This is a genomic window from Acidithiobacillus ferridurans (assembly GCF_003966655.1).
GTDB lineage: Bacteria > Pseudomonadota > Gammaproteobacteria > Acidithiobacillales > Acidithiobacillaceae > Acidithiobacillus > Acidithiobacillus ferridurans.
The window spans coordinates 1,968,885-1,987,453 of the sequence record NZ_AP018795.1 but is presented as its reverse complement, the minus strand read 5'-3'; the positions used below and the strand labels follow the sequence as shown (position 1 = coordinate 1,987,453).

Annotated in this window: 20 protein-coding genes; 11 read left to right on the top strand and 9 right to left on the bottom strand. The window is 55.4% G+C overall.

The genetic code is table 11. From position 1 onward, the window contains the following. Positions 1-112 precede the first annotated feature (112 nt). Positions 113-1,006, bottom strand: coding sequence for a LysR family transcriptional regulator (locus tag AFERRID_RS10265; protein ID WP_126605154.1), 894 nt, complete (start codon positions 1,004-1,006; stop codon positions 113-115). Positions 1,007-1,096: 90 nt separating this feature from the next. On the opposite strand from AFERRID_RS10265, the gene AFERRID_RS10260 reads away from it, so the two are divergent. The 5 genes from AFERRID_RS10260 (at position 1,097) to AFERRID_RS10240 (ending at position 7,234) form a co-directional block, all read left to right on the top strand. Next, on the top strand, positions 1,097-1,396 hold the full coding sequence (locus AFERRID_RS10260; protein WP_225981965.1) for a hypothetical protein: 300 nt from the start codon (positions 1,097-1,099) through the stop codon (positions 1,394-1,396). Further along, the gene (locus AFERRID_RS10255; RefSeq protein WP_126605153.1) at positions 1,390-2,343 is read left to right on the top strand and encodes a sigma-70 family RNA polymerase sigma factor; all 954 of its coding nucleotides are present in this window, start codon (positions 1,390-1,392) and stop codon (positions 2,341-2,343) included. The genes AFERRID_RS10260 and AFERRID_RS10255 overlap by 7 nt, the downstream gene beginning before the upstream one ends. 562 nt (positions 2,344-2,905) lie before the next feature. Next, positions 2,906-5,395, top strand: coding sequence for a plasma-membrane proton-efflux P-type ATPase (locus AFERRID_RS10250; RefSeq protein ID WP_126605152.1), 2,490 nt, complete (start codon positions 2,906-2,908; stop codon positions 5,393-5,395). Positions 5,396-5,437: 42 nt separating this feature from the next. After that, complete coding sequence (locus AFERRID_RS10245) at positions 5,438-6,160, top strand: hypothetical protein (RefSeq protein WP_126605151.1); 723 nt, start codon at positions 5,438-5,440, stop codon at positions 6,158-6,160. A gap of 111 nt (positions 6,161-6,271) precedes the next feature. Beyond that, positions 6,272-7,234 (top strand): lysylphosphatidylglycerol synthase transmembrane domain-containing protein, encoded by a 963-nt coding sequence (locus tag AFERRID_RS10240; protein WP_126605150.1) that lies wholly within the window; start codon positions 6,272-6,274, stop codon positions 7,232-7,234. Positions 7,235-7,600: 366 nt separating this feature from the next. Here the strand turns inward: AFERRID_RS10240 and AFERRID_RS10235 are convergent, their stop codons facing one another. The 6 genes from AFERRID_RS10235 to AFERRID_RS10210 all read right to left on the bottom strand — a co-directional run bounded on the left by AFERRID_RS10235 (position 7,601) and on the right by AFERRID_RS10210 (position 10,308). Beyond that, complete coding sequence (locus AFERRID_RS10235) at positions 7,601-8,023, bottom strand: c-type cytochrome (protein ID WP_225981964.1); 423 nt, start codon at positions 8,021-8,023, stop codon at positions 7,601-7,603. 24 nt (positions 8,024-8,047) lie between these two features. Then, the gene (locus AFERRID_RS10230; protein ID WP_113526971.1) at positions 8,048-8,287 is read right to left on the bottom strand and encodes a glutaredoxin family protein; all 240 of its coding nucleotides are present in this window, start codon (positions 8,285-8,287) and stop codon (positions 8,048-8,050) included. 4 nt (positions 8,288-8,291) lie between these two features. Further along, positions 8,292-8,498 carry a CopZ family metallochaperone gene (locus tag AFERRID_RS10225; RefSeq protein ID WP_126605149.1) on the bottom strand — a complete coding sequence of 69 codons (207 nt, stop codon included), beginning with the start codon at positions 8,496-8,498 and terminating at the stop codon, positions 8,292-8,294. A gap of 61 nt (positions 8,499-8,559) precedes the next feature. Next, positions 8,560-8,955, bottom strand: coding sequence for a DUF302 domain-containing protein (locus AFERRID_RS10220; RefSeq protein WP_126605148.1), 396 nt, complete (start codon positions 8,953-8,955; stop codon positions 8,560-8,562). 27 nt (positions 8,956-8,982) lie between these two features. Then, positions 8,983-9,675 (bottom strand): heavy metal translocating P-type ATPase, encoded by a 693-nt coding sequence (locus AFERRID_RS10215; RefSeq protein WP_172959366.1) that lies wholly within the window; start codon positions 9,673-9,675, stop codon positions 8,983-8,985. A 153-nt stretch (positions 9,676-9,828) separates the two neighbouring features. Next, the gene (locus tag AFERRID_RS10210) at positions 9,829-10,308 is read right to left on the bottom strand and encodes a hypothetical protein (RefSeq protein WP_226858166.1); all 480 of its coding nucleotides are present in this window, start codon (positions 10,306-10,308) and stop codon (positions 9,829-9,831) included. 177 nt (positions 10,309-10,485) lie between these two features. Between AFERRID_RS10210 and AFERRID_RS10205 the strand changes: the two genes are divergently transcribed. From AFERRID_RS10205 to AFERRID_RS10195, 3 genes are all read left to right on the top strand, one after another. After that, on the top strand, positions 10,486-12,333 hold the full coding sequence (locus AFERRID_RS10205) for a chloride channel protein (protein WP_113526975.1): 1,848 nt from the start codon (positions 10,486-10,488) through the stop codon (positions 12,331-12,333). 13 nt (positions 12,334-12,346) lie between these two features. Then, entirely contained in the window at positions 12,347-13,732 is a 1,386-nt protein-coding gene (locus tag AFERRID_RS10200) for a chloride channel protein (RefSeq protein WP_126605146.1), read from the top strand. 188 nt (positions 13,733-13,920) lie between these two features. After that, on the top strand, positions 13,921-15,318 hold the full coding sequence (locus AFERRID_RS10195) for an MFS transporter (RefSeq protein WP_126605145.1): 1,398 nt from the start codon (positions 13,921-13,923) through the stop codon (positions 15,316-15,318). 201 nt (positions 15,319-15,519) lie between these two features. Here the strand turns inward: AFERRID_RS10195 and AFERRID_RS15190 are convergent, their stop codons facing one another. Beyond that, positions 15,520-15,834 (bottom strand): hypothetical protein, encoded by a 315-nt coding sequence (locus AFERRID_RS15190; RefSeq protein WP_172959365.1) that lies wholly within the window; start codon positions 15,832-15,834, stop codon positions 15,520-15,522. A 33-nt stretch (positions 15,835-15,867) separates the two neighbouring features. Continuing rightward, positions 15,868-16,641 carry a DUF481 domain-containing protein gene (locus AFERRID_RS10185; RefSeq protein ID WP_113526978.1) on the bottom strand — a complete coding sequence of 258 codons (774 nt, stop codon included), beginning with the start codon at positions 16,639-16,641 and terminating at the stop codon, positions 15,868-15,870. A 343-nt stretch (positions 16,642-16,984) separates the two neighbouring features. Here AFERRID_RS10185 and AFERRID_RS10180 point away from each other — a divergent pair, with 343 nt between their 5' ends. From AFERRID_RS10180 to AFERRID_RS10170, 3 genes are all read left to right on the top strand, one after another. Then, positions 16,985-17,623 (top strand): penicillin acylase family protein, encoded by a 639-nt coding sequence (locus AFERRID_RS10180; protein WP_225981962.1) that lies wholly within the window; start codon positions 16,985-16,987, stop codon positions 17,621-17,623. A gap of 202 nt (positions 17,624-17,825) precedes the next feature. Beyond that, on the top strand, positions 17,826-17,990 hold the full coding sequence (locus AFERRID_RS15670; protein ID WP_232027517.1) for a GH3 family domain-containing protein: 165 nt from the start codon (positions 17,826-17,828) through the stop codon (positions 17,988-17,990). 126 nt (positions 17,991-18,116) lie between these two features. After that, complete coding sequence (locus tag AFERRID_RS10170; protein WP_126605144.1) at positions 18,117-18,449, top strand: hypothetical protein; 333 nt, start codon at positions 18,117-18,119, stop codon at positions 18,447-18,449. The last annotated feature ends 120 nt before the right edge of the window (positions 18,450-18,569 follow it).

The window sequence follows — 18,569 nt, the reverse complement described above, 5'->3', positions numbered from 1 at the left end:
ATGTGCCGATCATGACCATCACCACCGACAACACCTGGCTGGATCCCCAACCTGTACTGTGTACATTGGGACATGCATCATGTTCTCACGGCGTCTACCGTATTAAGGCTTATCAGAACGGTATAGAACCCATAAGGTCCAAAAAAACCGACAAGGCGCGGGAACGCCTTGCCGGGTTGGGAATAGCCATGAAACTCCTCCAGATCAGTTGGGAGGATGAGAGGGGTTTATACAGCAGATCCCAGTCCGGTCTCTGTTCAAAAACCGTATGGGTCATAAAGCCTATTCCCAAGCCAGCCTTTACCATGGCCCCCACGGATTCCACATCGGCCACCTCAATGAAGTGCGCGGGCACAATGTTCTTTTGTCTGAACGCCTTCTCCAGTCTCCTTCGAACTCCGGAAGAAGGTTCTCTCCATACCACAGGAAAAGGTTGTATGTCTTCCAAGCTCAGCACCGACACTGACGCCAGCGGATGGGTTTTGGGCATGACCGCAACGATTTCTCCGGTCAACCACGGTTGTATTTCATAACTATCGGGTAGATGCGGTATATCCATCTCTCCTTCAAAAAAGAAGACGTCCAGTTTGGAAAGATTGATGTCTCCCCAATAGGTCACGCCGCTCTTTATGTAGAGATTGACTCCTGGATTCTGGCTTTGAAAACTTTGCAAATATTGCGGTAGTAAATAATTAGCAATCAGGCTGGTAGAAGCGATGTGAAGTTCTCCCGCTTGCAAGGATTTTTGGCGCAGGAGCAGATTCTCAATATCTTGTAACTTGGCGCGCAACTGCCGGATATCGGGAATCAATGCTTGGCCGACGGGCGTCAGCTGAATGCCACCGCCCTCACGGACATATAAAGGCTCGCCAATTTCCCGCGTCAGTTTATGCAGGCGTTCCGAGATGGCCGGTTGTCCTCGCTCCAGGCGTAGCGCGGCTTCGCTGACACTGCCGGTTTCTGCAACCGCGAGGAGGGTGAGCAACTGCTCGGCATCTATCTTCATCGGGTCCTCCGATATTGTTTTCGATTAACTCGATTTGCTTTGGCAACAAGAATAGCATAGTTTCAAAAAACAAGTCCCGGGAGTGTAGTGATGGTCAACGATGCTTCCCTGCCTGCCAACATGGATACCCTCGTTATGGAACGCAACGTCCAGGGATGGCAGGGGGTGTTTCGGACGAACCCGGCCTTTCATCTGGTGCTGGCGTTCTTTGTGGGGATTGTCGCGGGCTTGGGTGCGGTCGCTTTCCGGCGCCTGATCGGTCTGATGCATAATGCCTTCTTCTTCGGTCAGATTTCCTCTTCGGTCTGGAGCGCGGGTCGAATATCGCGCGCATCACGGTGTCTTCCTCAACGACGGCCTGAATCCAGCGCAAAGGATTGGCCATGTTGACAGGGGATACCGACTGGGACATTCCGGACACTCTTGAAGAAGAAATAACCGAGGTTGGACAGGGCGAAGCCTGCCTCAGGCCTGAAACACCGGAATTCGACTCAACAGCCGACCTTGCCTGGGAAGCCGGACCTCCCGATCATGTTGACGCCATAAGACTCTATCTGCAGGAAATCGGCCACAACCCCCTGCTCACGGCGGAGGAGGAGGTCTCCCTGGGCCTCAAGATACAACAAGGCGATCTCGCGGCACGCAATCGCCTGGTGGAATGCAACCTCCGTCTCGTCGTCCGCATTGCGCGCCGCTACCAACGGCAGCACACCCTTCCGCTCCTCGATCTCATTGAAGAGGGGAATCTCGGACTGATCCGTGCTGCGGAATTATTTGATCCGGCGCGGGGATTTCGGTTTTCCACCTATGCCGCCTGGTGGATTCGCGAGGGAATCGAGCGCGGCATCATGAACCAGTCGCGGGTGGTACGTTTGCCGATCCATATCATCAAAAATCTCAGCGCGGTGCTGCGCAGTTCCCGGCAAATCGCACAAACGATGCAGGGCGAACCTCGCGTAGAGGAAGTGGCGCAGGTCATGGGCAAGTCCGTCGCCCATGTAAAAGACTGTCTCCAGCAGGACCGCCATATGGTCAGTCTGGATGCGCCCTCCCGATGGGAGGGTAGCCCATCTTTGGCTCAGACATTGGTGGATGCCGATCAGTCGGGCCTGGAGACCTCCCTGGAGGAACAGGACGTCCAGAGACAGATTCAGCGAGCCCTCCTGCGTTTGGACATGCGACATCGTACCGTCCTGATCCGCCGTTTTGGTATGGACGGCGAAGAAGGGGAGACATTATCCGCAATCAGCAAAGAGTTGGGCGTAAGTCACGAACGGGTCAGACAGCTTCAGGAGGAGGCATTGGAGCTGTTGCGCCAATATGCTGAGTTGCAGTAAATCCTCCGGGAGAATTTTTATGGAAACCATCGACGCGTCTGTCATAAACAGACTAGCACATCACCCGGCCCCGGACTCTGCGAACCCTTACATGGCATGTGCCTCGCAGGCTCTAGATAATCGTAGTTTTCTCATCGCCCAGACCCCAGACCCCAGACCCGGACCAGATCAGACCACACAATCCTTCTTGGTTTGCAGCCTGGGCAATTAATTCGATGTCCATCCGGTTCCTGCGCAAGTTTTTTATTGTACTGGCCAACCACATCATATCAGCTGATGATCTGGCGCGCGTCCAGGGGAAGAACATCGATATCCATCGACCGGAAGGCACATAATGGCCATTATTTCCATAGCGTTAGTCGACTGGGACGCAGTGGCGGAAGCATCCGCCCCAAGGTTCCCTTGTGCTATACGAGGAGATCATTTTCCCCGACACGGCTCAGTGGCCTCCTTCCAAGTCATTGCCGCGATGGGCTAACCGAGGCATCACAGAACGATGAAAATTTTTCGGACAATTTAAAATTTGCCGAATGTATCTGCACCATCTTCACAGGAGAACGCCGTGACCGATCCGGATAAGACCCCGCCTATCGAAAAGACTCTGGCCGATTTGCACGCCAGTCCAGCCGGGCTGACAAGCAACGAAGCACAACAGCGTTTGCAGCAATACGGACCAAACGCCCTCCAGGAAAAGAAAGTCAGTCCTCTCATGCGCTTTCTGCATTACTTCTGGGGCCCGATACCCTGGATGATCGAGGTGGCGGCCATTCTGTCCGCCGCGGTGGGCCACTGGGCCGACCTGACTATTATTTCATTGCTGCTACTCTTTAACGCAGGCATTGGCTTTTGGCAGGAATACAAGGCCAGTAGCGCCCTGGAGGCGCTCAAGAGTCAGTTGGCCCTCAAAGCCCGTGTGTTACGGGACAACCAATGGCAAGAGATTCTGGCAGCGGATCTGGTACCTGGCGACGTCATCCGTATCCGCCTGGGAGACATCATCCCTGCGGATGTACAATTGCTGGAAGGAGATTATCTCAGCGCAGACCAGTCGGCGCTGACCGGAGAATCCCTGCCAGTGAGCAAGAAGGTGGCCGACGTGGCGTATTCCGGCACCATCGTCAAGCAAGGCGAGATGGTGGCCGTGATCACCGCCACCGGGATGAATACCTTTTTTGGCAAGACGGCGGGCCTTGTCCAAAAAGCCGGCGCCGTATCCCATTTCCAGAAGGCCGTCTTGCGGATCGGCGATTACCTTATTTATATCGCTCTGGGCTTGGTAGCCGTGCTCATTACTGTGGAGATGTTCCGCGGTCAAGCCTTCCTCACCTTGCTGCAATTCGCCCTCATTTTGACGGTAGCCTCCATCCCGGTGGCCATGCCTGCGGTACTGTCCGTGACCATGGCCCTGGGCGCCTTAAGGCTCTCACGCATGAAAGCCATCGTCACCCGTCTACAGTCCATCGAGGAAATGGCCGGGGCGCAGATACTATGCTCGGACAAAACCGGGACCCTTACACAGAATAAACTCACCCTCGGCCCCCTGGAGCCGACCGCCGGTATTGGAGAAGAAGACGTCTTGCGCGCGGCGGCACTGGCCTCCAAGGCGGAAGATCAGGACACTATCGATCTGGCGGTGCTCGGCGCGGTCCAGGATCCCCAACTTCTCGCGGGCTGGGAACAAACGCACTTCACCCCCTTTGATCCAGTAGGCAAACGCACCGAAGCTCAGGTGAAGGACTCCTCCGGCCAGGAGTGGACCGTGACCAAGGGGGCGCCCCAGGTGATCCTAGGCCTCTGCCATCTGTCCAAACCTTTGCTCCAGCAAACGCAAGGGCGTGTGCAGGCCCTGGCCGGGAAGGGTTACCGCACCTTGGGTGTGGCCCGCAAATCAGGGTCGGAGGACTGGCAGTTCCTCGGTATCGTTCCGCTCTTCGATCCACCCCGGGAGGACTCCCGGGACACCATCGCCCAAGCCGAGGCCCACGGCATTCACGTCAAGATGGTTACCGGTGATAACGGAGCCATTGCCAAGGAGATCGCCGGACAATTGGGGTTAGGTACGAACATCCTTCCGGCCGACGAGGTTTTTGGCAAAAGGATGGATGGGGGCCATCTTCCACCGCAACTGCGGCAGAGAATCGCCGACGCCGATGGCTTTGCCCAGGTCTTTCCGGAACACAAGTATGACATCGTCAAGGCGTTGCAAAGCGACGGTTATTTGGTGGCCATGACCGGAGACGGCGTCAACGATGCCCCGGCACTCAAGCAAGCGGACGTGGGTATCGCAGTGTCCGGTGCCACGGATGCCGCCAGGGCTGCCGCCGCTCTGGTACTGATGGCACCAGGCCTGAATGTCATCATCAGGGCTGTGGAGGAGGCTCGCCGCATCTTCGAGCGCATGAACAGCTACGCGATTTACCGTATCGTAGAAACCATCCGAATCATGGTCTTCGTCGTGCTGGCCATGCTGATTTTCGACTTTTATCCGATCACCGCCATCATGATCATCCTGCTGGCGTTCTTTAATGATGTGCCGATCATGGCTATCGCCACCGATAACACCTGGCTGGATCCCAAACCAGTGCGCTGGGACATGCACCGCGTCCTAACGGTGTCCACCGTACTGGGGCTCATCGGCGTCGTGGAAACCTTTGGCATGCTGCTCATCGCCAAAGATTACTTTCACATGGGCATCCCGCATCTGCAAACCCTGATTTTCCTCAAGCTTGCCGTTGCCGGGCATTTGACGTTGTTCATTGCGCGGACGCGTAGCTCTTTTTTGAAGAAACCCTATCCCTCAGCGATACTCCTTTGGTCTGCCATTCTGACCAAAGCCGCGGCGACATTGTTTGTAGTCTATCCCATGGGGCTGGTGCCCTCTATCACCTGGGGGGAGGCCGGTGCAGTATGGATCTATTGCATTCTTTGGATATTCATTGAGGATTGGGCCAAGATCAGGGTCTATAAGCACTTGGAGTTCGATACACCGAGACATCGCGATTTCGTGGATCGCCTAAACCAACCTCTGATGGGGCCGATTTCCAGCCGATGACAGGGAGAGATATTCGCTGCATTCTCTGAGGAAAAAGCAATTATGGCAGGATCTCACCCCGCTTATGCCGACATGCCCGAAGATTCGATCATTACGAACGGCTTTTGGTTAGGGAAATCTGCCGGGTTCAGCATCCGCCCCTATCGGAATGCCGACAGAGCGAAAATCAGACATATCTGTTGCGAAACGGGATTCCTCGGCAACCCAATAGATGCCATATTCTGCGATCGCGAGCTTTTCGCCGATCTTATGGTCAATCCCTATCTGGATTATGCCGAGGATTGGGCCTATGTGGCCACGCATAACGGCCGGGTTGTCGGTTATTTGCTGGGAGCGCCGCCTTCTTTTGATCGCTATCTGGTCTATGCGGGTTCGGCAGCCACATTGCGCATGCTGCTCAAATCCGTATCCGGGGCCTATGCGCATCACCCGCGCAGTTCGCAATTCGTGGAATGGCTACTTACCCACAGCTTTCGCGAACGGCCCCGCCGCCCCCGGCAGGCCGCCCACATGCATTTTAATGTATTACCCGGGTTTCGCGGTTATGGCCTTGTCCGCTGCCTGTGGCGGGCTTTCGAAGAGCGCCTGAGAAAAACAGATCATCCGCGCTATTATGGCAAATTGTTCTCCTGCAAAAACCATCATCCGGAACACGCATACCAACGCTACGGTCTGGGGGTCCATGATCGGATAAAGACAACGATATTTGCAGGTAGCGTTAGCGAAGAGGTATTCAATATCTGCGTCGCCAAGGATCTCCGTTGACCGAAATCGCCCACTGCCGAACCGATGATTGAAATAGAGAGTGTTGATTGCATAGCGCAGCCCCCAAGCACCTCACCAACAGGACCTACCTCCATGCACCGGTAATTCTGGATAATTCTCGTCATTGCGCTTGGGGTATCTCTGATACCCTTGTTCCTCTTCATCAACAGACAGACCCTGCAGCTCTTGTTGAATATTCCACCACTGATTTTGTTAGTAATGGTGACACTGATGTTGATCAGCTGGATTTTTGAGGGAGCGCGACTGCGCATTCTCTGCAGCCTTTTACATATCGGTCTGGCCTTGCACAGGTCCATGGGTATCGTCATGGCTGCGGAATTTGCCGGAGCGGCCACACCGGCGGCATCCGGTATGGGCGTCGCCTATATCCTGTTTTTGCGCCGCCGGGGAGTGGATATAGGCCATTCCGGCGGATTGTTGGTGCTCATCATCATTTTCGACCTATTGTTCATTATCCTATTATTCTCCGGCGCCACCCTCATCATGGTTTCTGCGTCACGCCATGTTCCCAATCTGAGCGCCTTTGTCACGCTGCTTATTACGGTATTATCTACTTTCATCATCGCGATCTTGGCCTGGCACATCGAGCATCGGCGCTTATTGTTATGGATCGACTATCTGCTGCGGCAGGTACGCTGGTATCGTCGTCACCGGTTTTCCGTTGCACGTTCCGTTCATCGTTTCGCCCGAGCGGCGGGGCTGATCAAAACCATGAATTGGCGCCACCGCTGGTTGATCTTTGGCAGCACCGCAGGCTATTGGCTCCCCCGGTATCTGATCTTATGGATACTCATGGCCTACGCCGGTGTCGTAGTGAGCGTCCCTTACCTGATTGTAAGCCAAACCCTGCTCAACCTAACCGTACAACTTAGCATCCTGCCGGGCGGTGCCGGAACTGTAGGCGCAGCTTACGCACTTTTGTTTGGCAGCACCATGGCAAGGGGCGACGTGGGATTCAGCCTCTTGGGCTGGCGTTTTTTTACCTATTACTGGTATCTGTTGGTGGGAGCCCCATGGTTTTTCCTGGAGTTAAAATCGGGTTTTCAGGGCTGAAGCGGCAATCGCCCGGAACGGAGCACGTCGGCAGTTGCATACCAGGGCACAGTCAGGCATCAAACAATCCTCTACTGCTACCAGCCATCTGGGCTCAAACAGCGGCAGGACAGCGTAAGCGACCGTTCGGCAGCTTGGCCACCATGTCCTCGAAATTATTATGGCTATAACCCATTAGTTTTTGAGAATGGTTTTCGAGAATTCTAACCGCCCTATTAATGAGCCCGCCCCGGAGGTTGCATGGTGCGTTATCCCCAGGCCGAGCGTGCCACGGTGAGCAGCACCGCCAGCATAACCAAGAATACCACGACTGGCCCCCAACCCGAGGCGCCGAAAAATACATGCGAACCTTCATGTCAACCCAGTTCAGTGCTCTCCCTGCGTCTGCGGCGGCTGTACGGGTTTGAGTTTAAGTATCCATTGCGCAATATCCCGGGCGGTTGCATCGGGTACGTTTAGATCAGGCATCATGCCGCCCCATGTGGATGTTCCGCCGTGCTCTATGAAGGAGGAAACCCGCGCCAGGGCATCGGGCTGCTTTTGATATTTCCAGGCCACCCATTCGAAGGCAGGTCCGACGACACCATGCCCCACCGCATGACAACTCATGCAGCCGTAGCGGGAAATCGCTGCGGGTGCTTGGCGTGGAAGACTATGCTGAACCGCCACCATCGGCATGTGTGGCATCATGCCGGGGCCGCCCATCATGCCCTGTGCGAAGGCGGGCGAAACAATAAATGCCGCGCACGCTGCGGCAAGACCCAAACGCCTGATGGTTTTCCGGTCCATTTCAAGCCTCCTGATACACTGCATTCAACCACCGAATGCAGCATCGAGCCGCGATTTCTGTTCGGCAAAAGTACCGTACAGCGCCCCGCCGTCGATCACGGTGATCGGCGCGACGCGCACGCCGTAGCGGGATTTCGCTTCTTCGGCCACGCCCGGCGCGGTGACGTCGCGTTCGTCAAAAGCGACACCGTGCATTTCGAGGTAGCGCTTGACAGCGGCGCAGTCCGGACAGCCGGGACTGGTGTAGAGTAGCACCTTCGCCATGGCTTCAGTCCTGCACAGCCGCGTCGTAGCCTTCTTCCTTGACCGCTGCGATCAATGCGGCAGCGCTCGCCTGACCATGCACTACAGCTTCTCCTGGCGTGAGGGCGACATCGGCCTTTTCAACGCAAGATACGCCTTCCAGCGCCTTCGTCACGGCCCGCACGCAATGCCCACAGGTCATGCCGGTGATCTTCAGATGGGTCTCGCTCATGGGTTTTCTCCTGTTGGGAATGAAGTAAAAGGGATATTCAATACGCTCGTATAGGTATTATTCAACCGCGCACGGCATCAGCCACACGCTGGAGTTTGTCGCGCACCTCGATGCCGAGGGCGGTAATTTGCGGCCTGTCCACCATGCCGAGTACAGCTGCGGGATCCATGAACACCACGCTCACGCTGCCATCGGCCTCGGTGCGCACCACCACGTTGCAGGGCAGCAAGGCACCGATGTCGGGATCGGCCTCCAACGCCTGATGAGCGTAGTGCGGGTTGCAAGCCCCGAGAATGACATAGGGCTGTCCCTCAATGCCCAGTTTGGCCTTGAGCGTCGCGGCCACGTCAATCGTGGTGAGCACACCGAAGCCTTCCACCTTGAGGGCCGCAGTGACCTGCGCCACGGTGGTTTCAAAATCGCCCTTGGCGGGTACGCTGAAAACGAACTGACTCATTAGGATTCTCCTCGTTTGAACGATCGCTCAGGAATGAGCAGGTTCGAGTGCGGTATTCTGTACAGCACCCGGCGTTACCGTTGGTACATAAGCCTTGAGCCGTTTAAGGGGCAAACTGTTGCTGAGCACGAAGACGGAGGACAGCCCCATGGCTACGCCAGCCACCATCGGATTCAGATGGATGCCGATAGGCGCGGCCACGCCAGCCGCAACAGGGATCAGTAGAATATTGTAGAAAAAGGCCCAGAACAGATTGCCGCGGATATTGCTCAGGGTGCGCCGTGCCGCCGTCAGTGCCGTGACCACCTCGCCGAGTTGTCTGCGTGAGAGGGTCACCTCTGCTGCTTCGATGACGATGTCCGTGCCTGAAGCGAGTGCAATGCCGACATTAGCCTGTGCGAGCGCTGGAGCGTCATTGATGCCATCGCCGATGAAGGCGACCCGGCGGCACTGTTCCTGCAATTGGGTGACGACTTTCGCCTTATCCTGGGGCAGCACCTCGGCCGGTGTGTAGCCAGACTCGCGGATCGCCTCGGCGATGCGTGCGGCATCGAGTTGCTGTGGGTCGAAAAGCACCTCGGCGCGCTCGGTCGCCAGGTTCACATTGGCCGAGGTCACGCCGGGCAGTTTGCCCAGCGCCCGCTCCACCCGCGTGCTACAAGAGGCGCAGGTCATCCCGTCTATGCCAATCTCTAGGTGTCCACCGGTTTTGTCGTCCATTAAATGCACCTCTTCGCGGCACAGCCAGCTATAGGTCACGTTTACGGAGGCTGCTGACAGCCTAGCTATAACCGACCATATGTCCATGATAAACATTGAAGCCAAGGGTAATGTCAAGAGCGATTTTTTGTGCTTAGGTCGCTTCCTCCCGGACTAGCCGGGCACAGGATCGACCACCACCCAAGCGGCCTCAACCGCCTCCTCACTGGTGAACAGTGCTCCATTGCCTGCCATGGCGTCACTCAACAGTCGCTCATAGGGGGCTTCCTCTCCTGGCTGTTCATTCAGTAGGTAGAGTTCGCGCTGCTCGCCGACGAACTCCTTGCCTGCGCGCTTGACGCGCACGGCGAGGGCAACGGCTGAGTTAGGAGAGAGCCGGAAGCGCAGATAATTGGCCCGGCCGTCCACCGGCGCCGAATCGTCGAACAGTCTTTGCGGTGGCGGTTTCAGTTCCACCAGAACCTCCGCCGCTGTTGCTGCCAGACATTTGCCGGAACGCAGGTACCACGGCACCCCTTGCCAGCGCCACGAGTCGATGAACAGCCGCAAGGCGCAGAATGTCTCGACGTCCGAGTCCTTCGCCACGCCCGGCTCTTTGCGGTTGCGTGCGCCCTGCCGGGCGCACCATACCAAAACGGCGGTTCATAGTGCGGCTTCGCTGACACTGCCTGTTTCTGCAACCGCGAGGAGGGTGAGCAACTGCTCGGCATCTATCTTCATCGGGTCCTCCGATATTGTTTTCGATTAACTCGATTTGCTTTGGCAACAAGAATAGCATAGTTTCAAAAAAAGAGTCCCCGGAGTGTAGTGATGGTCAACGATGCTTCCCTGCCTGCCAACATGGATACCCTCGTTATGGAACGCAACGTCCAGGGATGGCAGGGGGTGTTTCGGACGAACCCGGCCTTTCATCTGGTGCTGGCGTTCTTTGTGGGGATTGTCGCGGGCTTGGGTGCGGTCGCTTTCCGGCGCCTGATCGGTCTGATGCATAATGCCTTCTTCTTCGGTCAGATTTCCTCAAGCTTTGATGACTTGCAGCATTCCGCAGCCAGCTTCTGGGGTTTAGGGGTAGTGCTGGTCCCTGTTCTCGGCGGACTGGTGGTGGTCTGGCTCGTCCGGACTTTTGCGCCAGAAGCCAAAGGGCACGGCGTACCCGAAGTTATGGATGCCATTTATTATGGGAGCGGCGTTATTCGGCCCGTGGTGGTTCTGGTGAAGGCGCTCGCGTCTTCCATCAGTATCGGCAGTGGCGGATCGGTAGGACGGGAGGGGCCGATTATTCAGATTGGAGCCGCCTTCGGCTCCAGCCTGGCCCAGTGGCTGCGGTTGCAAGAATGGCAGAGACTGGGGCTGATTGCGGCGGGAGCGGGCGCCGGTATTGCCGCGACGTTCAACACACCGGTGGGCGGCATATTGTTTGCGATCGAGCTCATGCTGGTGGAAGTCAGTGCGCGAACCCTTGTTCCGGTCATGATCGCCACAGGCACCGCCGCCTTCGTATCACGCCTGTTTCTGGGTGATTATCCGTCGTTTATCATCTCTCAGCACATCATCAACCGGACCATGCACCAAAGCGCCGGTGCCTATGCCGCCTATGTTCTGCTCGGTCTTTTGGCGGGCGGGGCCGGTTTGCTGTTTACAAGCAGTCTATATTGGACGGAGGCTCGCTTCGAGCGCTGGATCAAAAATCCCTACGCACGACACGCCGCGGGCATGCTGGGCGTAGGCCTGGTCATTTATTTCATGATCACCTTTACCGGTCATTACTACGTTGAAGGCGTGGGTTATGCGACGGTTCAGGATATTCTCGACGGCGTCATTACACAGCCCGGTTTTCTCCTGCTCCTGCTTTTACTGAAGATCCTGACTTTTTCCGTTACACTGGGTTCCGGAGGGTCGGGTGGTGTATTCTCTCCCTCACTGTATGTCGGGGCAGTCCTGGGCGGGCTATATGCCGTCATCGCCAATCATTTACTGCCGGGAATCGGGATCAGCATGACCATCGCGGCCGCCTTGGGGATGGCCGGGATGGTCGCCGCATCTACCGGTGCCGCCGTCACTGGTGCCGTGATGATTTTTGAAATGACCAGCGACTACCACATTATCATCCCCTTGATTATCGTTGCCTCTCTGGCCTTTGGAGTCCGTCGATTGATCACCAGGGAGACGATTTACACGCGCAAACTGATCCGCCGCGGTCATTTTATCCCTGAGGCGCGGCACAGCAACCTCTACCTGATGCGTCCGGCCGGAGAGTTTATGGAGACTCCGCTGATCCGGGTAAAAGGTAACCGAACGCTGGCAGATATCGCGGTACTGCTCCATCGCGGCCGTGAAATACCACATATCCTGGTCCTCGAAGGGACACAACCCCGTGCGGTACTGACCGCCCCGCGCGTGCGTGAGCTGCTGCGACACCGACAAACCTCCACCCCCATAGAGAATTTTGCCAGCGAGGATTGGTTTAGTGTTCCTGTGGATTGCCAAATATATGACTTGGTCGCCAGATTCCGTGCCACCCATCAGGAATGTGCGCTACTCTGCCGGATCGATCCCCCGCTACATCACGAAGATGTTATCGCTATTGTGACGATTGAGGATGTGCTGGCCTACACCTCCCTGCCCATGCGCTTGCTACGCCCTCATGCGGCGCAATGATGGAGCGTGTTGATTGAAACCTTCCGCATGGTTTCATCGCAGTTTTGGGCCGCATCACGAAGGTCCTGGTTTGATTTTGCTGGGCGCCGGAGTGGGTTTATTGGCCGGGCTGGGTGCCGTACTTTTCCATTATTTAATTGCGGGCATTCATAATGCAGCGATTTTAGGCAGTTACGGTATCGTGCAAAACGCACGGGAACATACTCCCGTCTCCCCGTGGGGCGCATGGATTATTCTTGTGCCGGTGGTCGGCGCCCTGCTGGTAACGGTGCTGGTGCGCAACTTCGCACCGGAAGCACAGGGTGCCGGTGTCAGCCAGGTACTACGTGCGGTGCATGCCGATCGGGGCCAGATGCGGCCGGTGATTGCGATCATGCGGCCGGTGGCGACAGCCATCACCATTGGCACGGGCGGTTCTGCTGGCCGCGAGGGCCCGGCCATGCAGTTCGGTGCCGCTATCGGTGCCATGGTAGGGCATCTTTTTCGGGTGCCGGATCACCGGCGCATCCATTTGTTGGGTTGTGGTGTCGGTGCCGGTATCGCTGCCGTCTTCAATGCACCTCTGGGTGGATGGTTTCTGGCTATGGAAGTGATCGTGCCCGACTGGCGGCCCTGGACCGTTCTATCCACACTCGTGGCAACAGCCTCTGCCAGTTGGGTGACACAGGAGGTGTTCGGGAACGGTCATCTCTTTGCCCACGCCGACATCAGCCATTGGAATGGCAGCCTCATGTTGCCGACCTTCGCCGTGCTGGGCAGCTTCATGGCGCTGATGAGTATCGGTTTTATCCGGCTGATGGATGGTGTTGACGCCTATAGTCGGCAACTACTGCAAAATCCTTACACACGGCACATGTCCGGCATGCTGCTGGTCGGTATTCTGATTTATCTGACCGATCGTCTTACGGGTCATTACTATTTGATCGGCGGCAGTTATGCGGGGATATCCGATGTGCTGGTCCAGCAGATTCAATGGCCACTGCTTCTGCTGATTTTGCTGGTCCTGAAGGCGGTGGCTACCAGTTTGACGATCGGTACCGGTGGTTCCGGGGGGATTTTCTCGCCTTCCCTGTTTATGGGGGCCGCACTTGGCAGTTGTTTAGGAATGCTTCTGGAACCTGTTATCGGTGTTCCGCATCTGGCGGCCTTGTTCGCCCTGTGTGGAATGGCCGGCATGGTGGCGGCCACCACCGGGGCTTTGCTCAGTGCGCCCGTGATGGTGGTGGAGTTAACTGGAAACTACCATGTTCTGCTGCCGGCCATGGTGACGGCCCTGACTGCTTTTGCCGTACGCCGTGTGTTTTTGCAGGACAGCATTTATACCCTGCCATTGCATCGCGAGGGGCTTCCCGTTCCTGAGAACCATTATATCGTCGAAGAGAAAATGGATGACAAATAATCCGCACATCCCATACATCCAAGCTTCATTTGGTGAAATAAATTACCGCATTGAGATGACAATGGAACCAACAACCTCATATCTTGTCCATAGATTGGGATGGGAACCATGATAATGTTTTAAATTCAATCAATAAGTAACCGATAATTTATTAATAATGGCCTAAATAACCCTAGATAAGGATGAGTATGACTACCTCACAAAACGCCCTGGACGGACGCGAACGCCGATCCATTATTGCCTTGGCCGGAATATTTGGTTTACGCCTGCTCGGGTTGTTTCTGGTATTACCGGTGTTTTCCGTCTATGCCCACGGATTGCATGGGGCAATGCGCCATCCAGTACTCATTGGCATTGCTCTGGGTGCTTACGGTCTGACTCAGGCCATTTTTCAAATCCCCTTCGGCAGACTGTCAGATAAGTGGGGCAGGAAACCCGTCATTGCGGTGGGGCTCCTCATTTTTGCCATTGGCAGCGTTATCGCCGCACAGGCCACCAGCATCGAATGGTTGCTGGTAGGGCGAATCATACAAGGTGCAGGTGCCGTGGCCGCCGCCATTATCGCGCTCACCGCGGATCTGGTGCGCGAAGAACGCTGGACCAAGGCTATGGCCACTATTGGCATTACCATTGGCATCAGCTTTAGCGTGTCGCTGGTGTTATCCGCGCCGTTAGCACAATGGATCGGGGTGCAAGGGATCTTTTGGTTGACGGCGGCGCTGTCCATCCTCGCCATCGGCGTGCTCTACAAGGTGATCCCGGCGGTCCCAGCACGCTTTCATCGCGATGCCGAAATGAATCCTGCGGCGCTGAAGGACGTACTGAGGAATCCCAACCTGCTCCGTTTGGACTTTGGTATATTTTCACTCCATACAGGGCTAACGGCGCTCTTCGTAGTGCTACCCTTGGTACTTATTGATCCGCAGCATCCGCTCCTCTCTGAGGCGGATCAGTGGATGTTGTACCTCCCCGTCATGCTGCTTTCTTTCGTGGCAATGATCCCCTTTATCATCGTCGGTGAGGCCAAGCATCGCCTCCGAGAAGTCTTTGTGCTGGCGATCGCGATTCTGTTGGCTGCTGTCGTCTGGATGGCGCTCTCCAATCACAGCATCTGGTCCATTGCCATCGCGCTGTTTCTGTTTTTTGTGGGTTTCAACGTGCTGGAGGCAAGCTTACCTTCTCTGGTGGCCAAGTTCTGCCATCCTGGCGCCAAGGGAACGGCCACTGGCGTATATACCACGGCGGAGTTTCTAGGGGCATTTAGTGGCGGTTTGTTGGGAGGATTACTTTATCTGCCCGGTCAACACAACTACAGTGATGTCTTTTGGGCCGTAGCGGCCATCTATTTGGTCTGGTTGATAGTGGCACTCACGATGCAGCAGCCACGCTATGTCGCCACCAGGATATTTCCTCTTCCTGCCGATAGCCAGGACAACAGTCAACTCACCCGGCAACTTCTGCAATTGCCTGGAGTGGTGGAAGTGGCGATTTTTCCGGATGAGAATGCAGTGTATTGCAAGGTAGAGAGCAAAATATACGATGACGAGCGGGTGCGATCCATTATTGGATATGCAAGCCAAACATAGATGAGACGAATAACGAAAGACGGAGCATGGGTTTATTGGATTGGTCACTCACGTTTCAGCTGCCATCCTACATCAGGTACGAGGTGATCCTGGCTGTCGCCCGATTTTTTTGGAGCAATCAGGTCACCCAGATGATAGACATTAGAAGTTTTGTTGCGGTCGTTAAATGAGTGCCACCAATGACCATATGAGCGTTGTCACTCAGCAGATAATTGGGGGAAACTTGAAAATGTCAAAATCCATGATAAAGGCAATAAAGTATTTTTTATTTTTTAGCATCACGCCAGCAGTCGGAATACTCGTATACTTTTCATTTAAATTTTTTGGGATAGATATCGCTTTTAAATACATTATATATTTGTTGATATTGATTCTCTTTGTGAAGATTATTGTTGGCGGAGTAGTTATCACCGTCCTTAAAAAGGCTAAAGAAGGCTGATTTCCATATAAGTTGTGGGCGCTGGTCTGATCCGCGTCGCCAACCGCGTCCGGGAAGCGGAAGCTCTTTTCAATCATGGAATTTACATACCACTTTTCCCGCGTGATGATCTAAAAGTCGTAATCCAGATTGATCGTAGTTAATGTATTCAATGGCTGATAACCGTACTGAACTTTCGTATTATAGGTGGCGATAAAGGCAAGATGCAAGTTGAATGCACCATATAATGGACTTACCACAGAAAGAATTGAGTTGTAGGTGTTGGCCCCATTATTCGCGAGGATAGCCGCTATTGCTTCCGACAAATGCGCATGTGGAGAAAATTTCCAGAGGTACTTTCCATAAAGACGAGCAATAGGACGGGTGGAATAGTCACCGCCAATCGGATGAGATTGCCGCGCACCGACACCGGCTTCCAAGGTCAGCAATGAAGCTCGGCTCAGATTAAAATAATGGCCATAACCTACAGTTTCGTCCGCACGAAAATAGTAGCCGTCAAAGTGATTGCGATGATAACTCAAATGGCCAAATAGATATTGCTGAATGGCAATATCGTAACGGGTTTGATTACTGACATCCAGGCGATCCGCATTGACTGTACCCTGAGATGTCGCATAGTTGTATAGTAACAGGCTTTGATTCAACCAGGGTCCACGATGCCAAAGCAAGGTATCATCGGTATTGAGGTTCAGCGCCTGACTGGTGCCGGTACTGCTGCTGAAACCCAATCCGACGGTCCCCGACCATTCGGGTTTTTTAGCGAACTTATCCAGCGAGATCACCGCAGGAGCAATATTGGGCTCATCCGCCATGGCAGACAAAGAAACTCCGAAAAAAGCCGCCAGAATGCTGCACACAAAAAAATTCTTGGATAAAAATGCCATGGGTTCCTCAATCAATGGCGGAAGCTGTCTGGTTGAATCGTGGAACCAAATGCCGCAGCGGGCAGTTCCGTTGCCGATTCCCTACGGTTAGCGGGGTCACCACTCCTGCTGGTGCTACGAAATCCCAGCAGTTTCCTAGCAGCCAATAGGACTGAAGATCTCGCAAATAGGTCGATTATTGAGCTATTCGGCGATCTGGGTCAAGTGGCATTTCGCTTACAATCTTACCCATGAATACCAAGGATAATGAAATGGCCGATAGCAGACCCAAACGGGCTGCGGCATGAATCCTGGACGGTGGCGGACGTGCTCACCATCGCCGCCTCATGGGGGCCGACGTGAATTGGCTCGTCTAATTCCCTCTCCTGCGGTAGGGCATCATCCCAGCGACGAAATCAGCGCCCTTTTGGCGGCGGCCCGCGCCCGCCATTACGGAGAATTCCGCGCGAGTTTCACCGAATTCGGCGTTCCCGGGCAAAATCTGCTCTGCGCCGGTAGCCGGGGGACATCCTCCAGATTCTCGCTACGGCCATCCCGGCGCGGGAGGAGACGAGCTATCACGACCAACTGCGCGATCCCGCGGACCCGCGCACCCACTGGATGGGGATCATCCGGACGCCTCGACACCTGGGACGATGACTACCGGCCGGATTCCGCTGCCGCGGCCACCTTCGAGATCCTGCTGTATTATCTCGTCCCTGCCCTATACACCGACGAACGGCGGCAGGCGAGCGCCCTGCTCGGTCAGTGGGGTTTCCTCACGAAATACCTGATCCCTGATCTGGAGGCGTTGTCGCCGACGCGGCGGGCAAGGCTTTTCCGCCAGGTGTTGCGTAAAACGGCAAGACGGGCGGGGCGTTATGCGGTCTGGGGTGATATGCACCGCCTGGGTGCGGCTCATTGGCTGGGGGGACTTCCTTTCTGGGCAAGGCCTTCCGCTTGGCCTGATTCCCCGCGGACGGTTCCCGGGAAACCCCCATAAAACCCGCTCACGGCGGGATGGCCTTCGCCCCGCCTCCTGATCACCGGGCGTCTTTCCAACATGATGTCCGCCTTTGACGAACATCTGATCGGCGAGGAAATCGAGGGAGCGGTCGCTGAAGCGGCATGGAACCTGAAAATGCAGGTCACCGATTTCAGCATGGGGACGGAATGCCGACTACCGGGAACATCGGCGAAACGATGTGCAACTGGATGCCCCACGGATCATCCTCGTCGACCCTGGGACCTTTGCGAATTGGCTGCGCACCCGCGGCAGACTGGGCGATCAGAACAAGGTGCCGCGGGTGATCAATGACCAGGCGCTTGCGGATTTGAAACGCCATGCGTTGGCAGCCCAGAAGGAGTGATTTTGGAGGTATTCGTAATTTCCTGTGAATAGCTGGCCGTTAAGCTGGTAAGTTTCTGAACCACTTCGGTTGGAAGCGACTCTAATTCTAGGGTAGGATTACGGGGGTGGTAAGGAGGTGCATGCGATGCATGGACACAAGGTGACGGACAACAGCCTCAAGGCAAAGATGGTAAACGCAGTGATTCCGGCGTACGCCTGCGTATTTCTGGTTTCGCTCCTGGCGCCGGACACAGCATATGCAGAAAATACAGGTCTCAAACAAGGAGCTGAGCAGGCGGGCCAGACAGTTGGTTCAACCGTCCACAAGATCGGCCAGGCGGGAAAGGCGGTGGGGCTTGGCATCGCCCATGAGGCGGTTGATATCGGTCACGCGGTGAAGGCAGGAGCCATCGGATTTTGGGAAGCAGCCAAGGGGGGTAAGCCATCCGTTACAGGAAGTACACAGAGTCAAAAATAACAGCTTCAAGATAGATCCGGCTCCGGGTTGCGCTTCATCCATTTCCCTGGGGATACATCCATTGAGCAGCCAACAACCAAATTCAAAAAACCAATAACGGTAGATTCTGGTAGCGGACAT

Bases quoted from the DNA above. Each gene is read 5' to 3' on its own strand.
- AFERRID_RS10265 (WP_126605154.1), bottom strand. From the start codon at position 1,006: ATGAAGATAGATGCCGAGCAGTTGCTCACCCTCCTCGCGGTTGCAGAA.
- AFERRID_RS10260 (WP_225981965.1), top strand. From the start codon at position 1,097: ATGGTCAACGATGCTTCCCTGCCTGCCAACATGGATACCCTCGTTATG.
- AFERRID_RS10255 (WP_126605153.1), top strand. From the start codon at position 1,390: ATGTTGACAGGGGATACCGACTGGGACATTCCGGACACTCTTGAAGAA.
- AFERRID_RS10245 (WP_126605151.1), top strand. From the start codon at position 5,438: ATGGCAGGATCTCACCCCGCTTATGCCGACATGCCCGAAGATTCGATC.
- AFERRID_RS10235 (WP_225981964.1), bottom strand. From the start codon at position 8,023: ATGGACCGGAAAACCATCAGGCGTTTGGGTCTTGCCGCAGCGTGCGCG.
- AFERRID_RS10230 (WP_113526971.1), bottom strand. From the start codon at position 8,287: ATGGCGAAGGTGCTACTCTACACCAGTCCCGGCTGTCCGGACTGCGCC.
- AFERRID_RS10225 (WP_126605149.1), bottom strand. From the start codon at position 8,498: ATGAGCGAGACCCATCTGAAGATCACCGGCATGACCTGTGGGCATTGC.
- AFERRID_RS10220 (WP_126605148.1), bottom strand. From the start codon at position 8,955: ATGAGTCAGTTCGTTTTCAGCGTACCCGCCAAGGGCGATTTTGAAACC.
- AFERRID_RS10215 (WP_172959366.1), bottom strand. From the start codon at position 9,675: ATGGACGACAAAACCGGTGGACACCTAGAGATTGGCATAGACGGGATG.
- AFERRID_RS10205 (WP_113526975.1), top strand. From the start codon at position 10,486: ATGGTCAACGATGCTTCCCTGCCTGCCAACATGGATACCCTCGTTATG.
- AFERRID_RS10195 (WP_126605145.1), top strand. From the start codon at position 13,921: ATGACTACCTCACAAAACGCCCTGGACGGACGCGAACGCCGATCCATT.
- AFERRID_RS15190 (WP_172959365.1), bottom strand. From the start codon at position 15,834: ATGATTGAAAAGAGCTTCCGCTTCCCGGACGCGGTTGGCGACGCGGAT.
- AFERRID_RS10185 (WP_113526978.1), bottom strand. From the start codon at position 16,641: ATGGCATTTTTATCCAAGAATTTTTTTGTGTGCAGCATTCTGGCGGCT.
- AFERRID_RS10170 (WP_126605144.1), top strand. From the start codon at position 18,117: ATGCATGGACACAAGGTGACGGACAACAGCCTCAAGGCAAAGATGGTA.